The sequence below is a fragment of the Streptomyces sp. SGAir0957 genome, from assembly GCF_043523415.1.
In genome coordinates, this window is record NZ_CP027293.1 from 8,150,038 (window position 1) to 8,171,958 (window position 21,921).

General features: G+C 70.3%; 21 protein-coding genes and 2 pseudogenes. 12 read left to right on the top strand and 11 right to left on the bottom strand.

Translation table 11 applies throughout. The features are described from left to right. Positions 1–9: 9 nt before the first annotated feature. The 4 genes and pseudogenes from C1N81_RS42370 to C1N81_RS42385 form a co-directional block, all read right to left on the bottom strand. On the bottom strand, positions 10–1,305 hold the full coding sequence (locus C1N81_RS42370; protein ID WP_394436938.1) for a cation:proton antiporter: 1,296 nt from the start codon (positions 1,303–1,305) through the stop codon (positions 10–12). A 14-nt stretch (positions 1,306–1,319) separates the two neighbouring features. After that, positions 1,320–2,755: pseudogene (locus tag C1N81_RS42375) on the bottom strand (cytochrome P450). Further along, a complete protein-coding gene (locus C1N81_RS42380; RefSeq protein WP_394436940.1) occupies positions 2,749–3,861 on the bottom strand; it encodes an alpha-hydroxy acid oxidase in 1,113 nt (370 codons plus the stop codon). The pseudogene C1N81_RS42375 and the gene C1N81_RS42380 overlap by 7 nt, the downstream one beginning before the upstream one ends. Then, a complete protein-coding gene (locus C1N81_RS42385) occupies positions 3,858–5,483 on the bottom strand; it encodes an NAD(P)-binding domain-containing protein (RefSeq protein ID WP_394436942.1) in 1,626 nt (541 codons plus the stop codon). Before C1N81_RS42385 ends, C1N81_RS42380 begins: the two co-directional genes overlap by 4 nt. Before the next feature lie 249 nt (positions 5,484–5,732). Between C1N81_RS42385 and C1N81_RS42390 the strand changes: the two genes are divergently transcribed. Then, complete coding sequence (locus tag C1N81_RS42390; protein WP_394436943.1) at positions 5,733–7,262, top strand: class I adenylate-forming enzyme family protein; 1,530 nt, start codon at positions 5,733–5,735, stop codon at positions 7,260–7,262. 6 nt (positions 7,263–7,268) lie between these two features. Here C1N81_RS42390 and C1N81_RS42395 read toward each other — a convergent pair whose 3' ends face one another. Then, positions 7,269–7,439 (bottom strand): hypothetical protein, encoded by a 171-nt coding sequence (locus C1N81_RS42395; RefSeq protein ID WP_394436945.1) that lies wholly within the window; start codon positions 7,437–7,439, stop codon positions 7,269–7,271. A gap of 214 nt (positions 7,440–7,653) precedes the next feature. On the opposite strand from C1N81_RS42395, the pseudogene C1N81_RS42400 reads away from it, so the two are divergent. The 3 genes and pseudogenes from C1N81_RS42400 (at position 7,654) to C1N81_RS42410 (ending at position 9,737) form a co-directional block, all read left to right on the top strand. After that, positions 7,654–8,555 (top strand): annotated as a pseudogene (locus C1N81_RS42400) (NADP-dependent oxidoreductase). Positions 8,556–8,677: 122 nt separating this feature from the next. Beyond that, positions 8,678–9,004, top strand: coding sequence for a hypothetical protein (locus C1N81_RS42405; protein WP_394436947.1), 327 nt, complete (start codon positions 8,678–8,680; stop codon positions 9,002–9,004). A 127-nt stretch (positions 9,005–9,131) separates the two neighbouring features. Next, on the top strand, positions 9,132–9,737 hold the full coding sequence (locus C1N81_RS42410; RefSeq protein WP_394436949.1) for a hypothetical protein: 606 nt from the start codon (positions 9,132–9,134) through the stop codon (positions 9,735–9,737). 147 nt (positions 9,738–9,884) lie between these two features. Here the strand turns inward: C1N81_RS42410 and C1N81_RS42415 are convergent, their stop codons facing one another. After that, positions 9,885–10,253, bottom strand: a complete 369-nt coding sequence (locus C1N81_RS42415) for a VOC family protein (protein WP_394436951.1) — start codon at positions 10,251–10,253, stop codon at positions 9,885–9,887. Between the two features lie 98 nt (positions 10,254–10,351). Between C1N81_RS42415 and C1N81_RS42420 the strand changes: the two genes are divergently transcribed. Beyond that, the gene (locus tag C1N81_RS42420; protein WP_394436953.1) at positions 10,352–10,819 is read left to right on the top strand and encodes a MarR family winged helix-turn-helix transcriptional regulator; all 468 of its coding nucleotides are present in this window, start codon (positions 10,352–10,354) and stop codon (positions 10,817–10,819) included. Positions 10,820–10,877: 58 nt separating this feature from the next. On the opposite strand, the gene C1N81_RS42425 is transcribed toward C1N81_RS42420, so the two are convergent. Further along, on the bottom strand, positions 10,878–11,279 hold the full coding sequence (locus C1N81_RS42425) for a squamosa promoter-binding protein 15 (RefSeq protein WP_394436955.1): 402 nt from the start codon (positions 11,277–11,279) through the stop codon (positions 10,878–10,880). 81 nt (positions 11,280–11,360) lie between these two features. Between C1N81_RS42425 and C1N81_RS42430 the strand changes: the two genes are divergently transcribed. The 6 genes from C1N81_RS42430 (at position 11,361) to C1N81_RS42455 (ending at position 16,899) form a co-directional block, all read left to right on the top strand. Then, positions 11,361–11,861: a hypothetical protein gene (locus C1N81_RS42430; protein WP_394436957.1), complete on the top strand. Its 501-nt coding sequence runs from the start codon at positions 11,361–11,363 to the stop codon at positions 11,859–11,861. A 106-nt stretch (positions 11,862–11,967) separates the two neighbouring features. Then, on the top strand, positions 11,968–13,203 hold the full coding sequence (locus C1N81_RS42435; protein ID WP_394436959.1) for a hypothetical protein: 1,236 nt from the start codon (positions 11,968–11,970) through the stop codon (positions 13,201–13,203). Between the two features lie 56 nt (positions 13,204–13,259). Continuing rightward, positions 13,260–13,811, top strand: coding sequence for an HAD domain-containing protein (locus tag C1N81_RS42440; protein ID WP_394436961.1), 552 nt, complete (start codon positions 13,260–13,262; stop codon positions 13,809–13,811). Between the two features lie 113 nt (positions 13,812–13,924). Then, complete coding sequence (locus tag C1N81_RS42445) at positions 13,925–14,278, top strand: cyclic-phosphate processing receiver domain-containing protein (RefSeq protein ID WP_394436962.1); 354 nt, start codon at positions 13,925–13,927, stop codon at positions 14,276–14,278. A 253-nt stretch (positions 14,279–14,531) separates the two neighbouring features. Continuing rightward, on the top strand, positions 14,532–15,731 hold the full coding sequence (locus C1N81_RS42450) for a S1 family peptidase (RefSeq protein WP_394436964.1): 1,200 nt from the start codon (positions 14,532–14,534) through the stop codon (positions 15,729–15,731). Between the two features lie 250 nt (positions 15,732–15,981). After that, a complete protein-coding gene (locus C1N81_RS42455; RefSeq protein WP_394436966.1) occupies positions 15,982–16,899 on the top strand; it encodes a hypothetical protein in 918 nt (305 codons plus the stop codon). Positions 16,900–16,981: 82 nt separating this feature from the next. On the opposite strand, the gene C1N81_RS42460 is transcribed toward C1N81_RS42455, so the two are convergent. After that, on the bottom strand, positions 16,982–17,566 hold the full coding sequence (locus tag C1N81_RS42460; RefSeq protein WP_394436968.1) for a hypothetical protein: 585 nt from the start codon (positions 17,564–17,566) through the stop codon (positions 16,982–16,984). Between the two features lie 122 nt (positions 17,567–17,688). After that, positions 17,689–18,687, bottom strand: coding sequence for a helix-turn-helix transcriptional regulator (locus C1N81_RS42465; RefSeq protein WP_394436970.1), 999 nt, complete (start codon positions 18,685–18,687; stop codon positions 17,689–17,691). A gap of 167 nt (positions 18,688–18,854) precedes the next feature. On the opposite strand from C1N81_RS42465, the gene C1N81_RS42470 reads away from it, so the two are divergent. Continuing rightward, on the top strand, positions 18,855–19,256 hold the full coding sequence (locus C1N81_RS42470; protein ID WP_394436971.1) for a VOC family protein: 402 nt from the start codon (positions 18,855–18,857) through the stop codon (positions 19,254–19,256). Between the two features lie 15 nt (positions 19,257–19,271). On the opposite strand, the gene C1N81_RS42475 is transcribed toward C1N81_RS42470, so the two are convergent. Next, on the bottom strand, positions 19,272–20,573 hold the full coding sequence (locus C1N81_RS42475) for a glycoside hydrolase family 125 protein (protein ID WP_394436973.1): 1,302 nt from the start codon (positions 20,571–20,573) through the stop codon (positions 19,272–19,274). A gap of 267 nt (positions 20,574–20,840) precedes the next feature. Further along, positions 20,841–21,881: a LacI family DNA-binding transcriptional regulator gene (locus tag C1N81_RS42480; protein ID WP_394436975.1), complete on the bottom strand. Its 1,041-nt coding sequence runs from the start codon at positions 21,879–21,881 to the stop codon at positions 20,841–20,843. Between the last annotated feature and the right edge of the window lie 40 nt (positions 21,882–21,921).

Here is a 21,921-nt window from a genome sequence, read left to right on the forward strand (position 1 = left end):
CGCGCACCTTCATTTCGTCGCCGCGCTCGGTTCACCGCCCCGGTCGGCGGCAGCCTCGGCCACCGGGGTCGTCTTCCGGGCCGGGCCGCGGTCGAGCCGGTCCCAGAGGGACAGCAGCGGCGACGTCATCACCGTCGTCACCAGGGCGACGATCACGAGCACGCCGAAGAGCGCCGGAGAGGTGATGCCCGCGGCCAGGCCCACGCTGATGGCGATGAGCTGCATCAGGCCGCGCGCGTTCATCAGTGTGCCGACCCGGACGGCGACGTCCCGCGGCTCGCCGAGGAGGCGTGCGGTGGCCCAGCAGGCGCCGAACTTGCTGACGACGGCCACCAGGACACATGCGGCGGTGAACAGCAGCATCGTGCCGCCGGACAGCAGAGTGAAGTCGGTGTTCAGGCCGGAGTAGGTGAAGAACAGCGGCAGGAACACGATGCGGCTGACCGGCTCGATGGCCTGCACCGCGCGGGTCACCACCGGGTCGCGAGGGAAGACGACACCGAGGCTGAACGCGCCGAACACCGCGTACAGACCGATGCGGTCGGTGTACCAGGCGGCGAGGAACAGCACGAGGACGACGACCAGCAGGGTGTGTTCCTCGGTCAGCCGCCGCGCCCAGTCGAGCGCCTTGGGCCGCAGGCGCACGAACACGGCGAGGAGCACGCCGAGGCCGACCGTGCCGGCCGCCGCCAGGACGAAGGTGCTCGCCCCGCCGCCCGCCAGGCTCAGCACCGCCGCGAGGAGAATCCACGCCACGGCGTCGTCCAGCGCCCCGGCGGCCAGCGAGACGGAGCCGAACCGCGTGTGGGTAAGGCCGCGTTCGTTGATGATGCGTGCCAGCATCGGGAAGGCGGTGATGGCCAGGGTGACCCCGATGAACAGCGCCCCGACCAGCGGCGAGACACCGTCCGGGTAGATGTCGACCCAGTGGTGCGCGACGGTGGCGAGGCCGACGCCGAGGACCAGCGGTACGGCGATCCCGGCTGCGGACACCGAGACCGCCGTGCGGCCCACCGACGCCAGCTTGTCGGTGCGGAACTCGTAGCCTGCCAGGAACATGAAGGCGGCGAGGCCGATCTGACCGGCGACGTAGAGGATCGGCCGGAGTTCCTGCGGGAAGAGGTACTCCTCGGCGCCGGGCGAGACGAGGCCGAGCACGGACGGGCCGAGGGCCACGCCCGCGACCATCTCGCCCACCACCGGCGGTTGTCCCAGGTAGCGCAGCAGCCAGCCGACGAGGCGGCAGGTGACGAGGATGACGGCCACGGCGAGGAAGAACGCCGGACCCAGCTCGGTGGTCGACAACGGTGACTCCTCGGTCAGGTCCGGCCCGTGTACGGGCAGACGTCGGCGGCGCCGGTAGCGGCGTGCGCGCCTTGCAGCGGGCGGCCTTCGGTGTCGTGCTCGGCGAAGAAGCGCGTAGCGGGCCTGGTGCGACGGGCGTCGAGGACCATGTACGTGCCGAGGACGAGCTGCGTCAGGCTGCGGCCGACGTCCTCTGCCCGGTCCCGCACAGCCAGCGCTGTGCGCAGGACGCGGTGCCTCGGTGCGTCCACGGGCCGGTCGCGGGGGAGGAGCAGACACGGCGCGCGGTGCGGGATGGAACGGGTATGGCTGACGGGCGAGTCCAGCGCGAAGCGGGCCAGGACCTCGCGGGTGGCGGCGCGCATGGCGATCGGCGAGAGCCGCCAGGCGGGACAGGGCCGGTTGGCGGCGATGCCGAACGGGATGTGGTGGGCCTCCTTGGCGGAGAGCGTCTCCCAGCGGCCCGGGTCGAAGCGCTCGGGTTCGGGGTGGCCCGTGGCGTGGTAGTCGGGGTAGCTGAAGGTCAGCACGGAGCCCGACGGAATACGGGGCATGCCCTCCAGGTCGATGTCGGCGGTGGTGATGCGGTGGGCGACGCCGAACAGGGGGAACAGCCGGAACGTCTCGTTCATGACGTGCGACAGGTAGCGGTCGTCGTCGCCCGCCGCCACGCGCTCCTGCACGCCCGGGTGCTGGGCGAGGACGAGCAGCAGGTGCGCCATCGCCTCCGACATCTGGACGACGGCGGTGTTGAAGAAGGTGCCTTGCAGGTAGTACGCGTGCTGACGGCGTGTCAGCCCGGCCGGAAGGTCGTGCGGTACGTCGCCGGCGGCCAGCCTGCGCAGCAGATAGCGGGTGAGCCGGTCGCGGCGGCGCGGGTGCCGCAGCCTGGTGCACTTGAGGGCATTGACCACGTCCTCGGCGTTGTCGACGATGAGCTTGCGTGCCTCGGGCGGGCACTCCTCCCTGAACACCAGCGTGTAGAAGAAGTCCGCCCACACCGGCATCATCAGGTCCGTAGCCGCACCGCCCGTACGCCGTCGGCGGGCAGGGCGTCCAGAACGCGCCGGGTGCTGCGCGCGGCCGCCTCGTACAGCTCGGCCGAGGTGCCGGAGAGGAGGGCGAGGGTGCGCCGCGACACCTCGTCGTAGCGGGGGCCCGGCTCCAGGTGTTCCTGGTGGATGTCGGCGCCGGGCGCGAGCCAGTACCAGAACAGGTCGGACAGTGCCGCGCCCTTGCTGCGGCCGTTCGCGGCGGCCTGGCCGTAGATCTCCTCGAAGCGCTCGGCGCCGCCGTACTCGTCGTGCGGGAAGGGCAGGCCCTCGTCGCCGTTGATCCGGGCGAAGAGCTTCATCCGTACGGTGACGACCCGGCGGGGCAGCCAGGCGGGGGAGGAGAGCAGCAGGGCGCTCCCCGCGGCCAGGGCCGCCACCGTGGACTTCCTCAGCATGTCCGTTCTCCTGTCGTCGCCCGCCGGAGCGTGCCGCGTTCGACCACCTGGTCGGCCGTGAGGTCGCCGGGACGGTGTCCACCGCACAGCGCGAGCACCTGGTCGAAGTCCGTGCGCAGCGCGGTCAGGTACTCCCGGACGCCGTCCTCGCCGCGGGCGGCGAGCGCCCACAGCACGGGCCGCCCGACGCCGACGGCACGGGCGCCGAGAGCGAGGGCCGTGGCGATGTCACCGCCCCGGCGGACCCCGCCGTCCATCAGGACCGGCACCCTCCCGGCGACGGCCCCGGCCACGGCGGGCAGGGCCTCCACCGACGCGGGGGCGGTGTCGAGCTGGCGTCCTCCGTGGTTGGAGACGAGCAGGGCGTCCATGCCCTCCTCGACGGCGGTGCGGGCGTCCCCGGGGTGCAGGACGCCCTTGACGACGAGCGGCAGGCTCGTGGTCTCGCGCAGGCGGCGCAGGTCGTCCCAGCCGGCCGGCCACATGGGGATGGGCAGGGTTCCGCCCGGTTCGCCGCCGGGCAGGTCCCGCATGTTCTCCGTGGTCAGCCCGGCGGGGAGGTCGTGGAAGCCGTTGCGCAGATCCCGGGTGCGGCGGCCGAACACGGGGGAGTCGACGGTGACGACGAGCGCGGAGCAGCCCGCCCGTTCCGCCCGGCGGACCAGCTCCGCGGTGACCTCGAACTCCGGGTGGAGGTAGAGCTGGAACCAGACGACGGGGTCGGCGTCCCGCTCGCGGGCCGCCGCGACGACGTCCGTCACGGCGGTGGTCGCCGCCACCCCGGTCACCAGCGGGACGCCCGCCGAGGCGGCCGCGCGGGCGGTGGCCGCTTCGCCGTCGGGGTGGGCGAGCCGGTGGAACGCGGTGGGCGAGACGAACAGCGGGGCCGGCCACTCCCGGCCGAGGACGTCGACCCGGGTGCCGCGGTCCGTGCCGCCGCGCAGCACCCGGGGGACGAGGGCCAGCCGGCCGAAGGCGTGCTCGTTCTCCCGCAGCGCGGTCTCCTCACCGGCGCCGCCCGCGAAGAAGTCGTAGTGCTCCGGCGGGAGTCGTTCGCGCGCCAGGTCGGCAGGATGGTGGCTCGGAGCGGTCTCCTGGCCGCTCATGGCCGGGGTGCGGCGAGCGCGTCACCGGCCGGGGAACCGTCACCGGCCGCGAGGCGGGCGGTGAGGAAGGAGCGCAGCGGGCCGACGTGCACGTCGGGGTTGTCCCACTCGTTCTCCAGGTTCTCCGTGATGTGGTGCTCGGCGACCGGCTTGCCGCTGCCGTCGGGCAGGAACTGCCGGACGACGGGGTGCAGATAGCGGGCGTCGAGACCGCTCGTGTCCTGCTGGTTCATCCGGTTGACGCGGATGTCGAAGGGGTCGACCTGGTCGTGGTCGGCGCCGTACTCCAGGGTGACGCTGAAATAGGCGGACAGTGGCCCGAAGTCGCCCCGCGCGGCCGCAGCGTGCAGGTGCTGCACCGGCACCTCCTCGCAGTAACGGACCTGGCCGTCGGCGTCGACCAGGACGGCGTCGCCGAGGAACCCGAACATCTGCCACAGGGCCGAGGTGCGGTTGACGCGCGCGATGACGGCGTCGGCCACGGCGGTGCCGGTGGCGGGCACATCGGCGTGCGGCCAGGGCGCGTCGTGGTAGCGGCGCTCCAGGATGCGGGACAAAGCCTTCACGCCGTACCGGAAACCGTGGATGAATCCGCTGGTGGACTTCTTGAAGTCGAGGGACTGGGTGATGGTCCCGGCGAAGTAGAGATCGGGTACGTTGACCGATTCCCAGGCGTCCGTGAGGTGCGGGAAACGTTCCTTGATGATCAGATCCGGTCGGCATTCCTCGGCGAATATCGACGCGTCGAACCGGAAACCTGTGGCCAGAATGACACGGTCGTACGGGATGTCTTTCACCACCTCGTCGACGCGCGAGAAGCTGACGCTCACCACAAATTTTCCGTCGTCATTCCGCTTGATGCGGAGAATATTGCCGTCCAGGATCGCGTTCTGCGATTTCAGCTGGTAGGTGTCGAGGAAGTTGTTGTTCACGGCCCGAAGATGGCCGACGAAATGCGTGCGCCAGGCCAGCTTCAGTGAACCGGGCCCGGCCACATGGATCACGGCGGCGGTCTCGATGAGGTTGTCCGCAGTTTCGAACGCTGAATTTCCCCGGCCGATGATGAGAACCCGCTGGTCCACGAAGTCCTGCGGATCGACCGTCACTTCGTCGTAGCGCTCCGCCTCGGCGGCGCCCTCGATGGGCGGCAGATAGGGCCGGGAGACACCGGTGGCGACGATGACGCGCCGCGCGCGGACAACGTTGCCATGTTCGTCCGTGGCCACGAACTCGCCGCCGTCCGGACGGGTTACGCGGCTGATGCGGGTGTTGTACCGGATGTTCAGGCCGTGCTCGTGGGCAAAGTCGGCCAGGTAGCGGACGATCTCGTCGGCCGGCGGGAAGTAGCGCGGGGTGTAACCGGTGAACAGGGGGCCCTCGTCCGAGAGCAGCGAGTTCCAGTCGACGCGCAGGCGCAGTTCCGGGTCGCTCCAGCCGGTGTGCACCTTGTTGCTGGAAATCAGGGTCCGATGTCTCGGGAAACGGGTGAAGAAGGCGCCCGGGGCGTCGCTCCCCTCCACGACGAGATAGTCGCGTCCGGATTTCTTGAGTAAATACCCGGCTTGCAGACCTGCGGGTCCTGCGCCAATGACGAGATAGTCGACACGGACTGAATCAGACATTCCGGTCCTGCCTTCCGTGGGGGTGCCGCAGACAGTACTTGATGGTTAAAGCACGCTGCCACCCCGCCTGTCTGTGACCTAGGTCACAGGCTTTGGGAATAGGTGAATTACGCGTCTCGGATAACGTGTGGGGGCGATCGGCGGCCCATGGAACTCTTTGCGCCGACCTTTACACCGGTCATTACGATCGCTTTCCGTCCATACACGCAGCCTTTACGTCGGCAGTTTTCGGCCAAGAGTGGAGATGAAGTGGACGAACAGTCCGGAGGCACGTTTCCCCAGACACTCATCGACGCGTTCCGCGCCGCCCCCGACCGGCCCGCCTTCGAGTACGAAGGGCACACGGTCACCAGGGGAGCGGTGCTCGACGCGGTCGCCGGGTACGCACGCGGACTGCGCGAGGCGGGCCTGACCGCCGGTGCGACCGTGGCGCTCGACACCGGGGTCTCACCGGAGGCGTTCGCCGTCCGCATCGCCGCCCATGCGGTGGGGTGCACGGTGATCGGGCTGCGGTCCGGGCTGACCCGGGAGCACGTACGGGCCATCCTGGCGCGCGACGTCTCCGCCGTGATCGTCGATGAGACGTCGAGCGGTGGGGAGCTTCGGGGCGAGGCGGCTGAGCTGGGTGTACCGGTGCTGGATGTGGCTGTGCTGAGGGCGGGAGGCGAATCGGGAGCGGACGTCGGTGGTCTCGTCGCGCGGGGCGCCCCCGACGACGTGGCCGTCATCCATCTCACCAGCGGCAGCACGGGCCGCCCCAAGGGAACATTGCTGACCTACGCCGCACTGTCGGTCAACTGGGCTTACACACCCGCCCTTTGGAACGACCGCGTCCGCAGACTTGCCGCACGCTACGAGCGGTTCCTGCTGTTCGGCACGTTGAACAGCGCCGTGGTCTTCGAACATCTGGGCCTGTGTCTGATGGGTGGCGGCACGGCCGTCATCCCCGCGCAGCCGCTGAGCTTCCCCGGGGTGTTCGGGCAACACCGCGCCACCGCCTGCCTGCTGACGGTCCCGAGGCTGTACGCCATCCTCGACGCCGTACGCGAGAGTGGCGCGGACCTCTCCTCTCTGCGCAACCTCCTCGTGGCCGGTTCCCCCCTTCCCCCGCACCGGCTCACCGAGGCCGCCGCACTGCTCGGCCCGGTCGTCCACCACGGCTACGGCCAGACCGAGACGGGCATGCTCGCCGTCCTCGAACCCGAGGAACTGGCGGCTGAGCCCGCCCTGGCGGACAGTGTGGGGCGCCCGCTGGAGAGCGTCGAGGTGACAGTGCGGGACGGCGAGGGGCGCGACCTCCCGGCCGGCGACACGGGCGAAGTGTGGGTGCGCAGGCCGGACTTCTTCCACGGCTACTGGGACGACGCCGAGGAGACCGCCGATGTGCTGCGGGACGGCTGGGTCCGCACCCGCGACCTCGGCAGCCTCGGCGCCGACGGTCGTCTGCGGCTGGCCGGACGCATCCGCGACATCATCATCGTCAACGCCATCATCCACTACGCCGGGCCCATCGAACGGGCCCTCGCCTCCCACCCCGACATCGACCAGGCCTATGTCGTGAGCGCCCCCGACGAGCACACCGGCGAGGCGATCCACGCCTTCGTCGTACCACGCCCCGGGGCCATCGCTCCCGAGGAGGAGACGCTGCGCAAGCTGGTGGCCCGGGAGCTCGGGGCGGCCAGCGTGCCGGTCGGCGTCGTCCACCTCACCGAGGTACCGGTGGCCGCCAGCGGGAAGCCGGACAAGGCGGCGTTGCGGGCGATGGTGACGTCGGGTTGAGCGAGATCAGGGGGTCCGGGGCCGCCGTTGCCCGGTGCGGGCCGGGCTGGTCGCGAACAGCAGTGTCCAGGCCGCAAGCAGCAGCTCCTGGAACCGCTCCGCCAGACCCGCCCACAGATTGACGGACCGCGTCATCAGATGGATCACCGCGATCATCAGCCAGGCGTTGTACAGCACGGCGGACACCATTAACAGCCCGCTGATCAGCTGGGTGGGCGGGCGTACGTGGCGCATGTGGACCACGCGGAGCACCGATGCGCGAACGGACATGACATAGCATCGATGTATCGGAGTAGAAACGTGCTCCGCGGCCGACCGGATGCCGGGACCGTGGGTACGCGTATACGCGGCATCGAGCGATCCGCCACTTCTTCCACGCAAGGAGTGTGTCGTGAGGGCAGCACAGTTCAGCCGGTTCGGCGGCCCCGAGGTACTCGAGATCGTCGACCTCCCCGATCCCCACCCCGGCCCCGGCGAGATACGTGTCAAGGTACGTGCGGCGGGGATCAGCGCCGGCGACTGGAAGAAGCGTCAAGGGCTGCTGGACCAGGAACTGCCGCAGACGCTGGGATACGAGGCCGCGGGCATCGTCGACGAGATCGGAGACGGCGTCCCGGGCGTCGCGATCGGCGACCGGGTATTCGGAGCCACTCCCTACGGAGCCGCGCAGGCGGAGCTGGCCGTGTTGTCCTTCTGGGCGCCATACCGTGCTCGCTCGACTACGCGAGCTCCGCGGCGATCCCCGCCGCGGCCGAGACCGCTGCCCGCTCGCTCGACCAGCTCGACGTCACAGCGGGCAGCACTCTGCTCATCAACGGCGCGTCCGGCAGCGTCGGAAGCGCGGCTGTCCAATTCGCCGTGGAGCGCGGCGCGCGCGTCATCGGCACGGGCAGTCCGGGCACGCACGACGCCCTTCGCTCGCTCGGTGCCGAGCCGGTGGCCTACGGCGCCGGGATGGCGGAACGGGTGCGGCGCCTGTCGCCGCGGGGCGTCGATCTCGCCCTGGACGTCGCCGGGAGCGGTGTCCTCCCCGTACTTGTGGAGCTTGCGGGCGCAGCGGAGCACGTGATCACGGTCGCTGATTGGCCCGGCGCGCGACGGACGGGCGTCCGCTTCAGCCGGGGCGACACCGGCCGCGCCACCTACGCGCTGACCGAGGCCGCCCGGATGGCCGGAGCGGGACGCTTCTCCCTCCAGGTCGGCCGGACGTTCCCCCTGACCGAGGTGGCCCTGGCGCACCGGGTGGGCGAGGCCGGGGGCGTGCGCGGCAAACTCGTGCTGCTCGTGGGCTGATCGGCCGTAGTGGCCCTGCGTGAGCGTCGAGCTTCGCCCACGTGATGTCGCGCAGGGTCCGGGTCGGTAACGGCTCGGGATCACAACCCTTCAGGCCGCCCGGAAACCGACATGCTCGCGTCATGGAGAGATCGGACGGGGAGCGCAACGGGACGAACGGGGGATGCCTCTACGACGGCTGTCTCGCCGTGCTGGTGCTGCTCCTCGTCTGCGTCGTCGACCGTGACGGTCGTGAGGTCACCGTGACGGCGGAGGTGGTGGGTGTCGGGCCGGGGGCCGGCTTCATGGCGGACCGGACGCTGGTGAAGGGGTGTTTCGCCTTCGACGTCAGGCTGGGCGGGCCAAGGCAGCCCGCGGTCACCGTGAGGGAGCCGGGCGCGCGAGGCGGGGTCCGGTCCGCGTGCGGGGTGCCTGGGGCGCCGCCCTCCGGCATCGCGCCGAGCGGCTGAACGGACTGCCGAGGGCGCACGGTGACAGGCCTGTGACACAAATGAGGGCAACGGGCGCGCGGTGACGCGGGTCGTATGGGGTGAGACCGAACGAACCTATACGGGACCTACACGGGGGAGTACCACGATGAACGCACAGCTCCGCAAGGGAACGATGGCGCTGGCCGCGATGGCGGCCGTGGCGGGCGCCGTCGCCGCGACGACTCCGGCGGCGGCCGCCGCCGAGCCGCGATTCCTCGCACCGTCCGAACTGCCGCCGCACCCGCGGTCCGCGTGGGTGGCGGGCCCCGTCACCGCCGGGCAGCCCGACCCGCTGCCGATGTGCGTCGGCGACGCCCTGCCGTCGACCTCCGTGCACCGCGCCTACTACACCGACTACGACACGTCGGCGCTGCAGGTGACCGTGGTCGAGCGCAGCGTCCAGCGCGCCAAGGACTTCGCGGCGCTGCTGCGCACGCACATGTCCGACTGCCCGCACGAGCTGGTCGAGCAGGACCCGGAGGTGACCGCGACCGAGCGGTTCTACGGCAAGCTGGCCGTCGGGGACGGCGCCGACGTCTACGGCATCAACACCACGACCACGTGGGGCGCCACCGACATCAACCTCTTCTCCGTCGGCCGCAAGGGCAACGTCGTCACCGTCGTGAAGTGGGGCGAGATGGGTGACTTCACGAACGCGCCGGTCGCCGCCTTCAAGAAGACGACGGTCACAGCGGTGAACAAGCTGGGCTGACGATTCGCCGTCGAGCCCGGGGGCGCGGCGCGGTGCGGTGAGCGCCGGGCCGCGCCCTTTGGCGCGGGGAGCGGGCCCCGTTCGGGGCTGCCGGGCGTACGTCGGGCGGGCGTCGGGCGTGCGTGCGTCGGGCGCACGTCGGGCCTATCAGGTGCGGTCGTGGAGCGTGACGTGGTAACCGTCGGGGTCCGCGAACGTGAAAGTCCGGCCGAAGGGGCCGTCGATCGGTGCGGAGACGATGGTGTGACCGTCGGCGACGAGGGCGTCATGAATGGCCTGGACGTCCGTGGCGTGGAGCCAGATCGCAGCACCGATGCCGGGCCGGGCGACGGAGGCGAGGTCGGTGCCGGGAACGATCTCGCGGAGTGCGAACGTGATCGGCTTCGTCTCGAAGACGACGGCGTGCGGAGGGCCGGCCTGCGAGCGGACGAGGCCGAGGTACTGCTCGTAGAACGCCTGCGAGGCGTCGAGGTCGCGAGCTTGGAGGGAGATGAAGTCGGGGCCGGTGGCGGGCATGGTGATGCTCCTTCGCTCTGCGCGTGTCAGCCGGGTGTGTGGCGTCGGCCATGCGTGTCAGCTTTCTGACACGCACCACGGTATGTCAGAATACTGACATGAGTCAAAGCGGAGACGGCATCGACCTGGACACGTCACTGGGCTACCTGCTCAAGGAGGCGTCCAGTGCCTTGCGCGCTGCCATGGAAGAGGTGCTTCGGCCGCTCGGGATGAGCGTCACGCACTACTCCTGCCTCGAACTCCTCGCGCAACGGCCGGGATTGTCCAACTCCGAGCTGGCACGCGGCGCGTTCGTGACCCGGCAGACGATGAACGTGCTGCTCCAGACCCTTGAACGGGACGGCTACGTGACCAGGCCCGCACAGGCACCCGTCGGAAAGGCCCTTCCCGCGCGGCTCACACCGAGCGGCCGGCGGAGCCTGGAGAAGGCGACCGTGGCGGTCCGGTCCGTCGAGGTCAGGATGCTGGCAGGCATGACGGAGGACGAACGGGCGGGCGCGCTCCGCGTCCTACGGAGCATGATTCGATCTCTGCGCGCAGAGAACGCCGAGAACGCCGAGGCGTAGCCGACCGCCGGCCCGCGTCCGGACACGCCGTGCGCCGTGGGCCCGGCCCCCGAGGCCGTCACTCCTGGTAGAAGTCCTCGTCCTCCTCGCGCGGGTGCGCCGGGGCGAACTGGCGCAGTTCGCCGTCCCGGATCATCCACAGTCGGAAGAACAGCTCCTGCTGATCCATCACCAGGAGCTGCACCGCGTTCGGCTCGCGCCAGGGTGTCGCGAACATCCGCTGCCTGAGGGCATCGAGGTCGGCATGGTTCAAGGTGCCTGCCCACACCTCGCACTCAGGGTGCTTCCAGCCGCCCCACTGGCTGCTCTCCGGCCGGGTGAGCGGCTGCAAGTAGCCGACGCCGCGGGTCTGCGACCGCCCCTGCTGAGGGGCGTCCGTCCGCAGCCAATGACTCAAGGCCTCGACCGTCGCGCTGTCAGCCATGTCCACCGAGACCATCACGTTCGCGACCCAGCTCATAGCGATGGTTGTACACCCGCGGGAGGTTGCGCGGCATCCCTGCTCTGGTGACGTGCCCGGCGCTCGGCTACAACGGCCTCTATGACGGTCTTCTCCTGCACGAAATGCGGCGCTGAGCTGACGCCGAACCTGCGGCAACTGGCAGCCATCCCCGAAGCAGCCGTGCAGGTCATGTCCCGCGAATCCCGGACACGACTGGCTCCGTCGACTGTCCCCCGGGGGCATTTCGCCATCGACCCGGAACCGTGGGGTGCCCCTTTCACCGCAGTACCGCCACAGCGGCGGCGCCGCCCGGAAAACAGCCGTGCGCTGCTCATGCCCCCCGGAATGAGTGACTTCGAGTCTGCGGGACCGAAGAACTCTGCGATCGTCCACCCGGACGACGTGCCGTCCCTCCGCCTCTCCAACAATCTGGGCATTCGCCAGGGATGTTGCGGCCCGCTGGGTACCGGAGGCCGCAACATGACCTGCGCCTGTGGCACCCTCGTGGCCACGCTCGCCGCGGACTGCCTCGGCCCCCACGAACTGCACCTCGATCCGGTCCGCGTATACGGCTACGCGGAGGCAGGCGGCGACACCTGAGCACACTCCAAGGCGGACGTCGCGGCGTCCGGCGCATCGTCCCCGGATCCGCGTGGTCAGTTTCCCGTCCGGGACGTTGTCAGTGCCCGTCGCTAGTCTCCACACCATGACGACCAGTGGCCCTGTCGACGCGCGCCTGGCACACATCGTGAGCGGGTTGCCGCCCGCGGCTGGATCCCTGCTGTCGGGGACGGACTGGGGTTCGCTTCGACACGCCTACGGCCCCGCCGAGGACATAACGGCTTCGCTGTGCCTGCTCGTGGACGAGGATCCCGAGGTGCGGTCCGAGGCGCTGGCGGTGCTGGACACGGACGTGCTGCACGAAGGCTCGTTGTACAGCGTCACCGCGCCCGCGGCGCTGTTCGTGGCCGCGCTTCTCGACCACCCCGTGGGCCTCGCCGAACACGAAGGCCACCTCCCGTGGGACAGCGGGCCGCCCCGCAGCCTGCGGTTCGCCCTGCTGGGCTGGCTCGGGCAGGTGGCCGAGTCGGCGGCCTACGGTGAGGATCCAGCACGGGCCCGGTCCCGCTGGGACTGGGAACCATGGCAGGACGGTGTACGAGGCGAACATGATCCGGATGACGTCGCCGCACTACAGGCATGTCTCCAGATACGCCCGACCCTGTTCGAGGCCGTCGAGCCGCTCCTCTCCGATCCCGATCCCTCTGTCTTCGAGGCCGCGATCGGGGCCGTCCTGCCGCTCCTCTCCGCTCCGGTGCTCGCGGACCGGATACCACGCGCAGCCGCGCGGCTGCGGGCCCGACTGGACCAGAAGACAGAGCGTCGGGAGCGAGCCGCTGTGGCGCGGGCGCTCGGCGTCTGGGGGATGAGCACCTCCGAGCTGCTCGCCGACGCGGACCCGGCCGTGCGGGTCTGCGCCGCACTCAATCCCGTCCGTGCCGACCGGCAGCGCGCCCTCGCCGTCCTTCTCGACGCGCTGCGGGACCCCCGTACGACCGACGGCTGGTTCCCGGAACCGCTGGCCGGGCTCGATGGATGGTTCCGGTTCACCGTGCTGCGTTCCGCGCTCGACCTGGCCGAGTCGTTCGAGGAGGTGGCACCGGTCGCCGTCGCCATAGTCGCCGCAGGCAGCACGCCCGTTGTCGACTTCGAAAGCGGGCCGATCCTGTTCAGCGCCTTCCCTGGCGGTTATGTCCCTGGCCGCCCGCTCACTCCCGCCCAACGAGACGTGCTGCGGGCCTTCGTGGACACTGATGAGGCGACGGGCAGCATCCATGGGAACCTGTTGTGGTTCCGCGAGGTGGGGTTGCCCGAGGAGCGGGAAGGGGTCGCGGCGCTGCTGGGGCGAGGTTCGAGCGGGGTTGACCAACAGCTACGTTGAGGTGATCGCCGCGGATACGCTTCCACGGCGTCGCCGGTGTCGGGCAAGGGGGAGCCATGGAGAGACCGCTGCTGTTTCTCGATGTGGACGGGCCGCTCAACCCTTACGCGGCCAAGCCGCAAAGGCGGCCCGACGGATACACCACGCTCCGAGTGCCTCGCGAGAGTTCGAAGGACGACGAAGACCTCTTGGTCCGGCGACGGTTCCTACGGGTCTGGCTCAACCCCGAGCACGGACCAGCCCTGCTCCGCCTCGACTACGAACTGTGCTGGGCCACCACATGGATGGGCGACGCCAACCGCTGGATCGCTCCGGTGCTGGGCCTCCCCGAGTTGCCCTTCGTCGACTTCGGCGCCGCCCTGCTCCAGGAACGTTCCGACGGGGTCCACTGGAAGACCCGCGCTCTCGTGGAGCACGCGGGCGGCCGTCCCTTCGCCTGGGTGGACGATGAGCAGAGCGAGCTCGACGAGCGGTATGTGACCGCTCATCACCGGGGGCCCGCGCTTCTCCACCACGTCAACCCGCGAGTCGGCCTGCGCGAGGACGACTTCCGCAAGCTCGCCGAGTTCGCCGGGCTCATGGACACGGGGTCGAGCCGACGCTCGTGAGGCGTCGGCTGTGAGACCGCACCTCTACGGTTCGCCCAGGGCATCGCCGCGTCGGCGACGGAGTGCGAATGCCCAGGTGAAGTGTGGTTCGGCGGTGCCCGCATGATAGGTGGATGCAGCACATCGCCTCGGCTTCCGCACCCGGCCCCGCCCCCGTCATCCTTGCCGTCGACGATCTCAGGGCGCTGCCCCAGGCGACCCGGATCGCCCGCACGAGCCGGGAGGGAGTTCGGCTCCTTCGGGAGCACCGTGATGTCGTCATCGACGAACTCTGGCTCGACCATGATCTCGGCGGGGACGACAGCATCATGCCGGTGGTGACAGTGCTGGAGGAGGCCGCGTTCCAGGGGAGCCCGTTCCGGATCGGAACCGTCTTCGTGCACAGCGCGAACCCCATCGGAGCCGAGACGGTGGTCCGTTCACTGACGCACTGGGGGTACCGCGTGCGCCGCGCCGTTGCCTCCTGAGGAGCAACAGGAGCATCAGTGGAAAAAGGAGCAACAGTGCTGTGGAGTGGCGAACAGTACGGGTGCCAATCCCCGCCGCCTATACAGTTCCGCAGCCTCTCTGTAAAAAACTCCCGATGCCATGGGCCTTGATGCCCCAGTAGCACCTCGGTCAGAGTCGGGGCGTGGCGAACACCCCCCATACTTTTCGCCGCCGGGCAAGTGGCCCCCTTTTCTGTGGTGTTGCGCTTGCCTGCTACTGGAAGGAATCAGTGTGCGCATTTCGCGTAAGTACGCCCTTGTGGCGACCGCCGGAATTCTTCTCTCGGTCTCCGCTGTGAGCGGGGCCCAGGCCCAGGACGGCAAGGACGGCGGCGCCTCCCCGCGTTACCAGCCGGCGATGGTGCAGGCGCTGGCCGACTCGCTCGGTGTCAGTGAGGCGGCCGCGGTCCGGCGTCTCGACCAGCAGGCGGAGCAGCAGGACAGACTGGCGGGCCTGGCCGGGAGCGGGATATCCACCGACGGCGCGTTCTTCACCTCCGCCGGCAAGCTGACCGTCAACACGCACAATGCGGCGGCTGCCGAGAAGGTCGAGAAGGCGGGTCTGGGCGCGCGTGTTCCCGACCGCGGCCAGGCCGAGCTGGACGACATCAAGGCGAAACTGGATGCCTTCGCCGCCAAGCGCGTGCCGGCCGGGGTGAATGCGTGGGGTGTCGACCTGGCGTCCGACACCGTCACGGTCGAGGTCGCGAACGGGAACAGGGCCGCCGCCAAGGCATTCCTGGCAGAGGCCGGAAAGTACGGGTCCGCGGTCAAGGTCGTACGCGGCCACGAGGAACTCGTTCCGCAGGCGGTGATTTACCCGGGCAGCCGGATGACGTTCAACGGATACATCTGTTCCGTCGGATACGGCGCCCACGACAGGAGCGGCAAGCAGTACCTGGTCACCGCAGGCCACTGCGTCGAGGACCTTCCCGTGCTCTCGTACGACAACGTGCGCTTCGCCAAGGCCACCCACACGCGGTTCGCGCTGGGCTCCCGCAGTGTGGACATGGGCGTCGCCGCCATCGACGCCGGCAACTCCATCGCCACCAGTGTGGGCACATGGGGCAACAGCAGCCCGGTCGCCGTCCGCGGCAGCCAGCGCGCCGCGTCGGGGGCCGCGCTGTGCAAGTCCGGCCAGACCACCGGCTGGACCTGCGGAAAGGTCAGCTCCTACAACGTCAGCGTGACGTACACCGACCAGAACGGCGGCCCCGACACCGTCGTCACCGGACTCGGCAGCTCCACCGTCTGCACCGAGGGCGGTGACAGCGGCGGCGCCTACATCTCCGGCAACCAGGCCCAGGGCATGACCTCCGGCGGGCCCACGGGACAGAGCTGCACCGGAGGCGTGAACTCCCGCGGCTCCTCCTACTTCCAGCCGCTGGACGACGCGCTCAGCTACTACGGGCTGACGCTGAACACCAACTGACCCCGGCCGACCCAGGGACCGTTCACCGGCTGCGGTGAGCGGTCCCTCCGTCATGGGGCCCGGCCCTCGTACCACGCCCGATGCCCGAGGCCCCCATACCTGACACCTGACACCTGACACCTGATGCCTGACACCTCATACTCGACACCTGACACCTGACACCTGACACCTGACACCTGACACCCGCACCTGACACCTGACACCGATACCTGTCAACCGGCACGGCCCCGCGTCCCCGTAGAAAGACATCATGCCGAGCGACCTGAACCACGCACACAGCGCGCCCGAGACGAACTTCGCCCTGACGCTCCGGGACGCCCTGCGCCGTCGCGGACTGCCCCTTGAGCGGATATGCGGGCGCCTTCAGGAGCAGGGGATCACCGTGAGCGTGGCCACGCTCAGCCATTGGCAGCGGGGGCGCAGCCAACCCGAGCGCATGAAGTCGCTGCAGGCCGTCGACGCTCTGGAGCCGTTGCTCGGCCTTCGCTCCGGCACTCTGCGTTCGCTGCTCGGACCGCACCGGCCGCGGGGTCGATCGCAGCCCGTCGACCCTGCCGCCGCGCGCTGCGTCTACGGTGACGCATCGGATGTCGAGCAGGCCCTCGGGGAGGCGTTCGCGCACTTCAACACCGATACGCACCTGCTGATGAGCCACGAGACCGTGACCCTGGACGCGCATCGCGCGATCCGTGAGACCGCCGTGACCAGCGTCGTACGGGCCGTCGCGGACGGGGCGCGGCACCTCACCGTCGTCCATTTCCTGGACGCGCTGCCGACCGACGACGTGGACATCGACGTGCACAACGGGGAGATGACCGGCCGCAAACTCCTGCCGGACCTGCGCAGTGTCGTGGCCGACATCTCCTTCGGGCGGCCCCTGGCCCGCAACGAGACGGCGGTGGTCCAGTACACCCTGCGGGTCGGGCCCACCTCCGCGGTCTCGTACGCGCATGAACGCCGTATCCGGGATCCGCTCAGGACCTACCTCCTGCACGTACGGTTCCATCCGCTCGCGCTGCCGACGCGCTGTCACTACTCCTACCGGGAGCGACTCGGCGCCGAACCCCGCCGGCGCCACCGGGTGGAGCTGGACACCTCCCACACCGCCCACCTCCTCCCGGCCAAGTGCCCGCCGGGGGTGTACGGGCTCGAGTGGGAGTGGGAGTGAGGTGTTTCGGTGGAGGTGAGCGGGAGTAGTTCTGCTGTGGTCCAGGGGGTGGCCCAGGGCATGAGTGGTGGTTCACCGGGCATCAGCCTTGTTCGTACGCGTCCCCGTACTCGTTGAGGAGGACGTACGAAGGATCCAGCGCCTCGGCGGCGCGAGCCCGGGGCAGCAACTCGGTGAGCGGGCCCACCGGCAGTCCTAGCCGGTCGAGGAGTTCGGCCCGCCGCTCGGGCAGGTCGTCCAAGTCGGCTGCCTCCCTCAGCTCCTCGTCCTCCTCAGCCCGCAGCGCCAGCAGCAGCTCCTCGTCCACTTCACGCCCCTGCTTCTCCAGACGCAGCGCGCGGTCGGCGCAGGGCAGTGCCGCCATCAGCAGCAGCGCGTCCCGCAGGGTGGTGCCGATGATGCCCGCGGAGCCCTCGGAGTCGGCGAACAGGACCGGGCGGTCCTCCCCGTCGCCGGTGCCGCAGAGGAAGTATGTGCCGCCCGCGCCGTTGTGGGCGATCGCCTCCAACGGCTCGCCCGAGGCCAGATGCACCGGCTCCACATGGGTGATAGGCCCGTAGCGTGCGACGTCGGCGTCGAGGTCGACGAGCACGGCTGCGAGGTGTGCGGCTCGCGGATCGCCGCGGAGCAGTTCGAGCAGGGTGGGGGAGGGCAGCGAGGAAGTCATGGCGGAAATCGTAGAGCTCACGCGGGTTCGGGCCGTCCGGCGGGCGATCAGTGCCGCGGAGTGAGGTGGCTGCACGCCGCCGTGCCGCTCGCCGGCTGACAGCGGAAGCCCGGTGATCGATTTCAGTCCGCCGTTCGGCGAGCCGATGACGCGAGGCGGTCGGCGAGCGCGGCGACGAGGTCACGCAGTGCGTCAGGGCGCTCGATGACGAACGGCCGGTCGAGCGCGGCGAGCAGGGGCGGCAGCCAGTCGAGGCGCTCCGCGCGCAGCTCGACGCGGCGCCAGCACTCGGCCGTCCCGTCCTGTTCGTGGGCGGGCTCGGGTTCCGCCAGGCGCGCGAGGGTGGCGGGCAGGTGGGCGCGGATCTGCGCGACCGTCCCGTAGATGCGCAGGGTCACCTCGTGCCGGTACTCGGCCCTGGCGAACGCCGACAGCAGGCGCTGCGCCGGGTCGGGATCCTCGGGCGCTTCGAACGTGCCGGGCAGCGCCCGCGCGTCCGTGATCCGGTCGAGCCGGAAGGTGCGGTCCTCGCCGATGTCGGGGTCGTTGCCGGTGACGTACCACCGGCCGCCATGAGCGACGATGCCGTACGCGTGCAGGGTGCGTTCGCTGCGCCGTCCTTCGCGGTCGGTGTAGCGGAGCGCGACCGGACGGCGGTGGCTCACCGCGTCGGCGAGGGCGAGCAGGACGCCGCTGTCCGGGGCGTCGAACTCTTCGGGCCGCTGTTCGGTGAAGGCGAGCGAGTCCAGGAGTGTGTCGAGGCGGCGCGCGCTGTGCGCGGGCAGCACGCGCCGGATCTTCGCCGAGGCTGTCTCGTTCGCCGTGCGCTGCGCCGTCGTCAGCCCGGCCCGGCGCCCGGCGACCAGGCCGAGCAACACGGCCAGCGCCTCGTCGTCGCTGAGCATGAGCGGGGGCAGCCGGTAACCGGGAGCGAGCCGGTACCCGCCGTAGCGGCCCCGCACCGACTCCACGGGCACGTCGAGTTCGAGCAGCTGGTCCACGTACCGCCGCACGGTGCGCCCCTCGACGCCGAGCCGGTCAGCAAGCTCGGCGACCGTACGGGTGCCGCCCGACTGCAACAGCTCCAGGAGGGTCAGCACACGGGCGGTGGGGCGCGGCATGGCACAACCTAACGCGAGGACGGAGTCGAGTCAGGACCGGTAAGGACAGACCTATACGCGGCCGATACAGGACCGATTCTGTCCACATTCTCTCCTAGCCTGCGCAGTGCACGACATCAGTACAGCCACTGCACCGCTGTATGACCGCACAGCCGAAGGAGATCCCCATGGAGTTCGTCTCGATCCGCATCATCACCGGCGACGTCGCACGCCTCGTCGCGTTCTACGAGCGGGCCACCGGAGCGCGGGCGGCATGGGCCACGCCGGAGTTCGCCGAACTCAGGACGAAGGGCGCCACCCTCGCCATCGCCGGCACCGGCACGGTTCCGCTGTTCGCCCCGGGATCGGCCCGCCCGGCGGACAACCACAGCGTGATCACCGAGTTCCTCGTCGAGGACGTGGACCGCGTCCACGAGGATCTGACGGGCTACGTCACCGACTTCGTCGCCGGGCCGACCACGATGCCCTGGGGCAACCGGTCGCTGCTGCTCCGCGACCCCGACGGCAACCTGGTCAATTTCTTCACCCCGGTCACCGAGGCGGCTGTCGCGAAGTTCGCGGCACGCTGACGCCCGGCACCGCTGTCACGCGGGGGACCACAGGTGCCGGGTGCCGAGTCCGGCGACGTCGAGGGCGAGTTCGGCGTACATGGCGTTCGCCCAGGAGAACCAGGGGCGGGTGAAGCGCTGGGGGTCGTCCTTGTGGAACGACTCGTGCATCTGGCCCGTCCCCGCGTCGGTGGCGAGGAGGGTGTGCAGGGCTGAGTGTCGCTCCGTACGGTCGGTGCTGGTCAGGCCCTGTACGGCGATCGCGATGGGCCAGATGTGCCCGTCGGGGGTGTGCGGGCTGCCGATGCCTTCGGCGGCTGTTCCCCGGTGCCAGGTGGGGTTCGCGGACGAGAGGACGAACCCGCGGGTGGCGAGGTAGACGGGGTCCGTGGCCGGGATGTTCGCGACGAGGGGCAGGGAGAGCAGGCCGGGCATGTTGGCGTCGTCCATGAGGAGTGTGCTGCCGTGGCCGTCCACCTCGTAGGCGTAGATCACGCCGTGCTCGGGGTGGTGGACGGTGCCGTGTCGCAGGACGGCGGTACGCAGTTCCGACGCCAACTGATCGGCGTCACCAGCGAGTTGCGTGTCGCCGGTGAGGCGGGCCAGTTCGGCGGTTCCGTCGAGGGCGGCGGCGGCACACAGGTTCGCGGGGATGTTGTAGCCGTAGGCGCACGCGTCGTCGCTGGGCCGGAACCCACTCCAGGTCATCCCGGTCCGGGCGACGGGCGTACCGCGTCCCGCGTCCGGCAGGGTGTCGCTCGGCGGGCAGTTCCGGCGGAGGAAGCGGTACGTGGAGCGGTGTTCGTGATCCTGCTCCGTGCGCCACACCTCGATGGCGGTGCGGGCCGTCCGGAGTGTGGCGGCGACGTGGTCGGTGCGTCCGGTCGCCGCCCAGAAGCGACGGGCGAGGAGGAGCGGGAAGGCGAGGGAGTCGACCTCGTACTTCGCCTCCCACACCCACGGGTCCTCGCACAGGTCGTCGGGGTCGTGGGCGCGCCCGGACGGTTCTGCGTTGAAGGCGTTGGCGTAGGGGTTGCGGGCGATCTGCTGGAATTGGCGGCGCAGCACGGCGAGTACGAGGTCCTGCAAGGCCGCGTTGTCCTCGAGGAGCGCGAGGTAGGGCATCAGCTGTGTCGAGGAGTCGCGCAGCCACATGGCGGGGATGTCGCCGGTGACGACGAAGGCGGTGCCGTCGGGCATCGGCCGGATGGTGCGGGCGAGGGTGTCGTCGAGGCAGCGCGTCAGGGTCAGGCCGAGGCGCGGGTCGCCGAGGTCGTCGAGCCGTCGTACCGCCTGCTGGACGATCGGGTGGTCCTTGACGCTGGTGGGGAAGCGCATGAGTGGGCCTTTCGGCGGTCGGGCGGAGTGGTCGTGCCCCGTGTACGTAAGGCGTGCACGGGGCGCGGCATACGTGCACGGGCCCGGCACACGTACATGTGGCATGGCATGGCATGGCAAGGCATACGTACGTGTGGCGCGGCATACGTGTGGCCGTCGCCCCGCCGGAGCCGGAGCCGGAGCCGGAGCCGGAGTCGGAGCCGGACCGGGATCCGGAGCCCGACCGGTCCAGAACCGGACCTGGACCCGGACCCGGCCTCGAAGCTGTCAGGAGCCCTCGCGCGAACGCCCCGGCCCGCCCCCACCAGTCACCCCATGGCGGACGACCCGGGTGGGAACGGTGACGCGCCGAGAAGCCGGCGGAGCCGTATCGCGTTGTTCGAGGCGGTCGATGAGCAGACGCGCGGCCTGGCGGCCCACCTCGTCGGCGTCGTAGGAGACGAGCGTGAGCGGCAGGCCGAGGACGTCGGACAGGTCGAAGTCGTCGAAGCCGGCGACGGGCAAGGTGCGGCCCGTCTTGTACAGGGCGCGGATGGCGCCTTGGCTGATGCGGTTATTGGTGCAGAACAGGGCGGTGGGCGGGGTGGGCAGGTCGAGGAGTTCGAGGGTGGCCCGTTCGGCTGTCGCGGAGTCGACGAGGCCCTGGCGGATGAGGGCGTTGTCCGGGTCGGCGCCGACCTCCTCGTGCGCGGCCCAGAACCCGCGCAGGCGTTCGGCGCCGGTGTAGAGCGCCGGCGGGTTGCCGAGGAAGGCGACGCGGGTGTGTCCCTCGGTCAGGAGGCAGGCGGTCGCTTCACGCGCGCCGTGGAAGTCCTCGACGAGGACGCAGTCCGTGTCGATCCCGGCGGGCGGCCTTGCGGCCAGGACGACGGGGACGTGGCGCATGGCGGCTGCCAGGTGGTGCTGGCGGCTGCCCGCCGGGACCACGATCAGCCCTTCGACCTGGTGGTCGACGAGCCCGTCGATGAGTTCGGGCTCCCGGTCGGCCTGTTCGCCCGAGTTGCTGAGGAGCATGCGGAAGCCGTACTGCGTCGCGACTTCCTGGACGCCGAGGGCGAGGCGCGAGTAGAAGGGGTTGGCGAGGTTGGTGACGACCAGGCCGATCATTCCGCTGCCGCCGAGGCGCAGGCTCCGCGCGGTCTGGTTGCGGCGGTAGCCGAGGCGGTCGACGGCGGCGAAGACCCGTTCCCGGGTCGCCTGCGACACGCCGGGGTCGTCCTTGAGCACGCGTGACACGGTCATGGCGCTGACCTGTGCGAGCTTGCCGACGTCCTGCATGGTCGGCCCGCTGCCCCGGCGAGCGGTCATGCCCCTGCCCCTTTCGCTGCCTGCCTGGTCCGGCACGCTG

Excerpts from the sequence above, each read along its gene's own strand:
- C1N81_RS42445 (WP_394436962.1), top strand. The coding sequence starts at position 13,925 with ATGCAGCACATCGCCTCGGCTTCCGCACCCGGCCCCGCCCCCGTCATC.
- C1N81_RS42475 (WP_394436973.1), bottom strand. The coding sequence starts at position 20,573 with ATGCGCTTCCCCACCAGCGTCAAGGACCACCCGATCGTCCAGCAGGCG.
- C1N81_RS42380 (WP_394436940.1), bottom strand. The coding sequence starts at position 3,861 with ATGAGCGGCCAGGAGACCGCTCCGAGCCACCATCCTGCCGACCTGGCG.
- C1N81_RS42460 (WP_394436968.1), bottom strand. The coding sequence starts at position 17,566 with ATGACTTCCTCGCTGCCCTCCCCCACCCTGCTCGAACTGCTCCGCGGC.
- C1N81_RS42480 (WP_394436975.1), bottom strand. The coding sequence starts at position 21,881 with ATGACCGCTCGCCGGGGCAGCGGGCCGACCATGCAGGACGTCGGCAAG.
- C1N81_RS42455 (WP_394436966.1), top strand. The coding sequence starts at position 15,982 with ATGCCGAGCGACCTGAACCACGCACACAGCGCGCCCGAGACGAACTTC.
- C1N81_RS42465 (WP_394436970.1), bottom strand. The coding sequence starts at position 18,687 with ATGCCGCGCCCCACCGCCCGTGTGCTGACCCTCCTGGAGCTGTTGCAG.
- C1N81_RS42435 (WP_394436959.1), top strand. The coding sequence starts at position 11,968 with ATGACGACCAGTGGCCCTGTCGACGCGCGCCTGGCACACATCGTGAGC.
- C1N81_RS42385 (WP_394436942.1), bottom strand. The coding sequence starts at position 5,483 with ATGTCTGATTCAGTCCGTGTCGACTATCTCGTCATTGGCGCAGGACCC.
- C1N81_RS42470 (WP_394436971.1), top strand. The coding sequence starts at position 18,855 with ATGGAGTTCGTCTCGATCCGCATCATCACCGGCGACGTCGCACGCCTC.
- C1N81_RS42425 (WP_394436955.1), bottom strand. The coding sequence starts at position 11,279 with ATGAGCTGGGTCGCGAACGTGATGGTCTCGGTGGACATGGCTGACAGC.
- C1N81_RS42440 (WP_394436961.1), top strand. The coding sequence starts at position 13,260 with ATGGAGAGACCGCTGCTGTTTCTCGATGTGGACGGGCCGCTCAACCCT.
- C1N81_RS42415 (WP_394436951.1), bottom strand. The coding sequence starts at position 10,253 with ATGCCCGCCACCGGCCCCGACTTCATCTCCCTCCAAGCTCGCGACCTC.
- C1N81_RS42430 (WP_394436957.1), top strand. The coding sequence starts at position 11,361 with ATGACGGTCTTCTCCTGCACGAAATGCGGCGCTGAGCTGACGCCGAAC.
- C1N81_RS42410 (WP_394436949.1), top strand. The coding sequence starts at position 9,132 with ATGAACGCACAGCTCCGCAAGGGAACGATGGCGCTGGCCGCGATGGCG.
- C1N81_RS42420 (WP_394436953.1), top strand. The coding sequence starts at position 10,352 with ATGAGTCAAAGCGGAGACGGCATCGACCTGGACACGTCACTGGGCTAC.
- C1N81_RS42405 (WP_394436947.1), top strand. The coding sequence starts at position 8,678 with ATGGAGAGATCGGACGGGGAGCGCAACGGGACGAACGGGGGATGCCTC.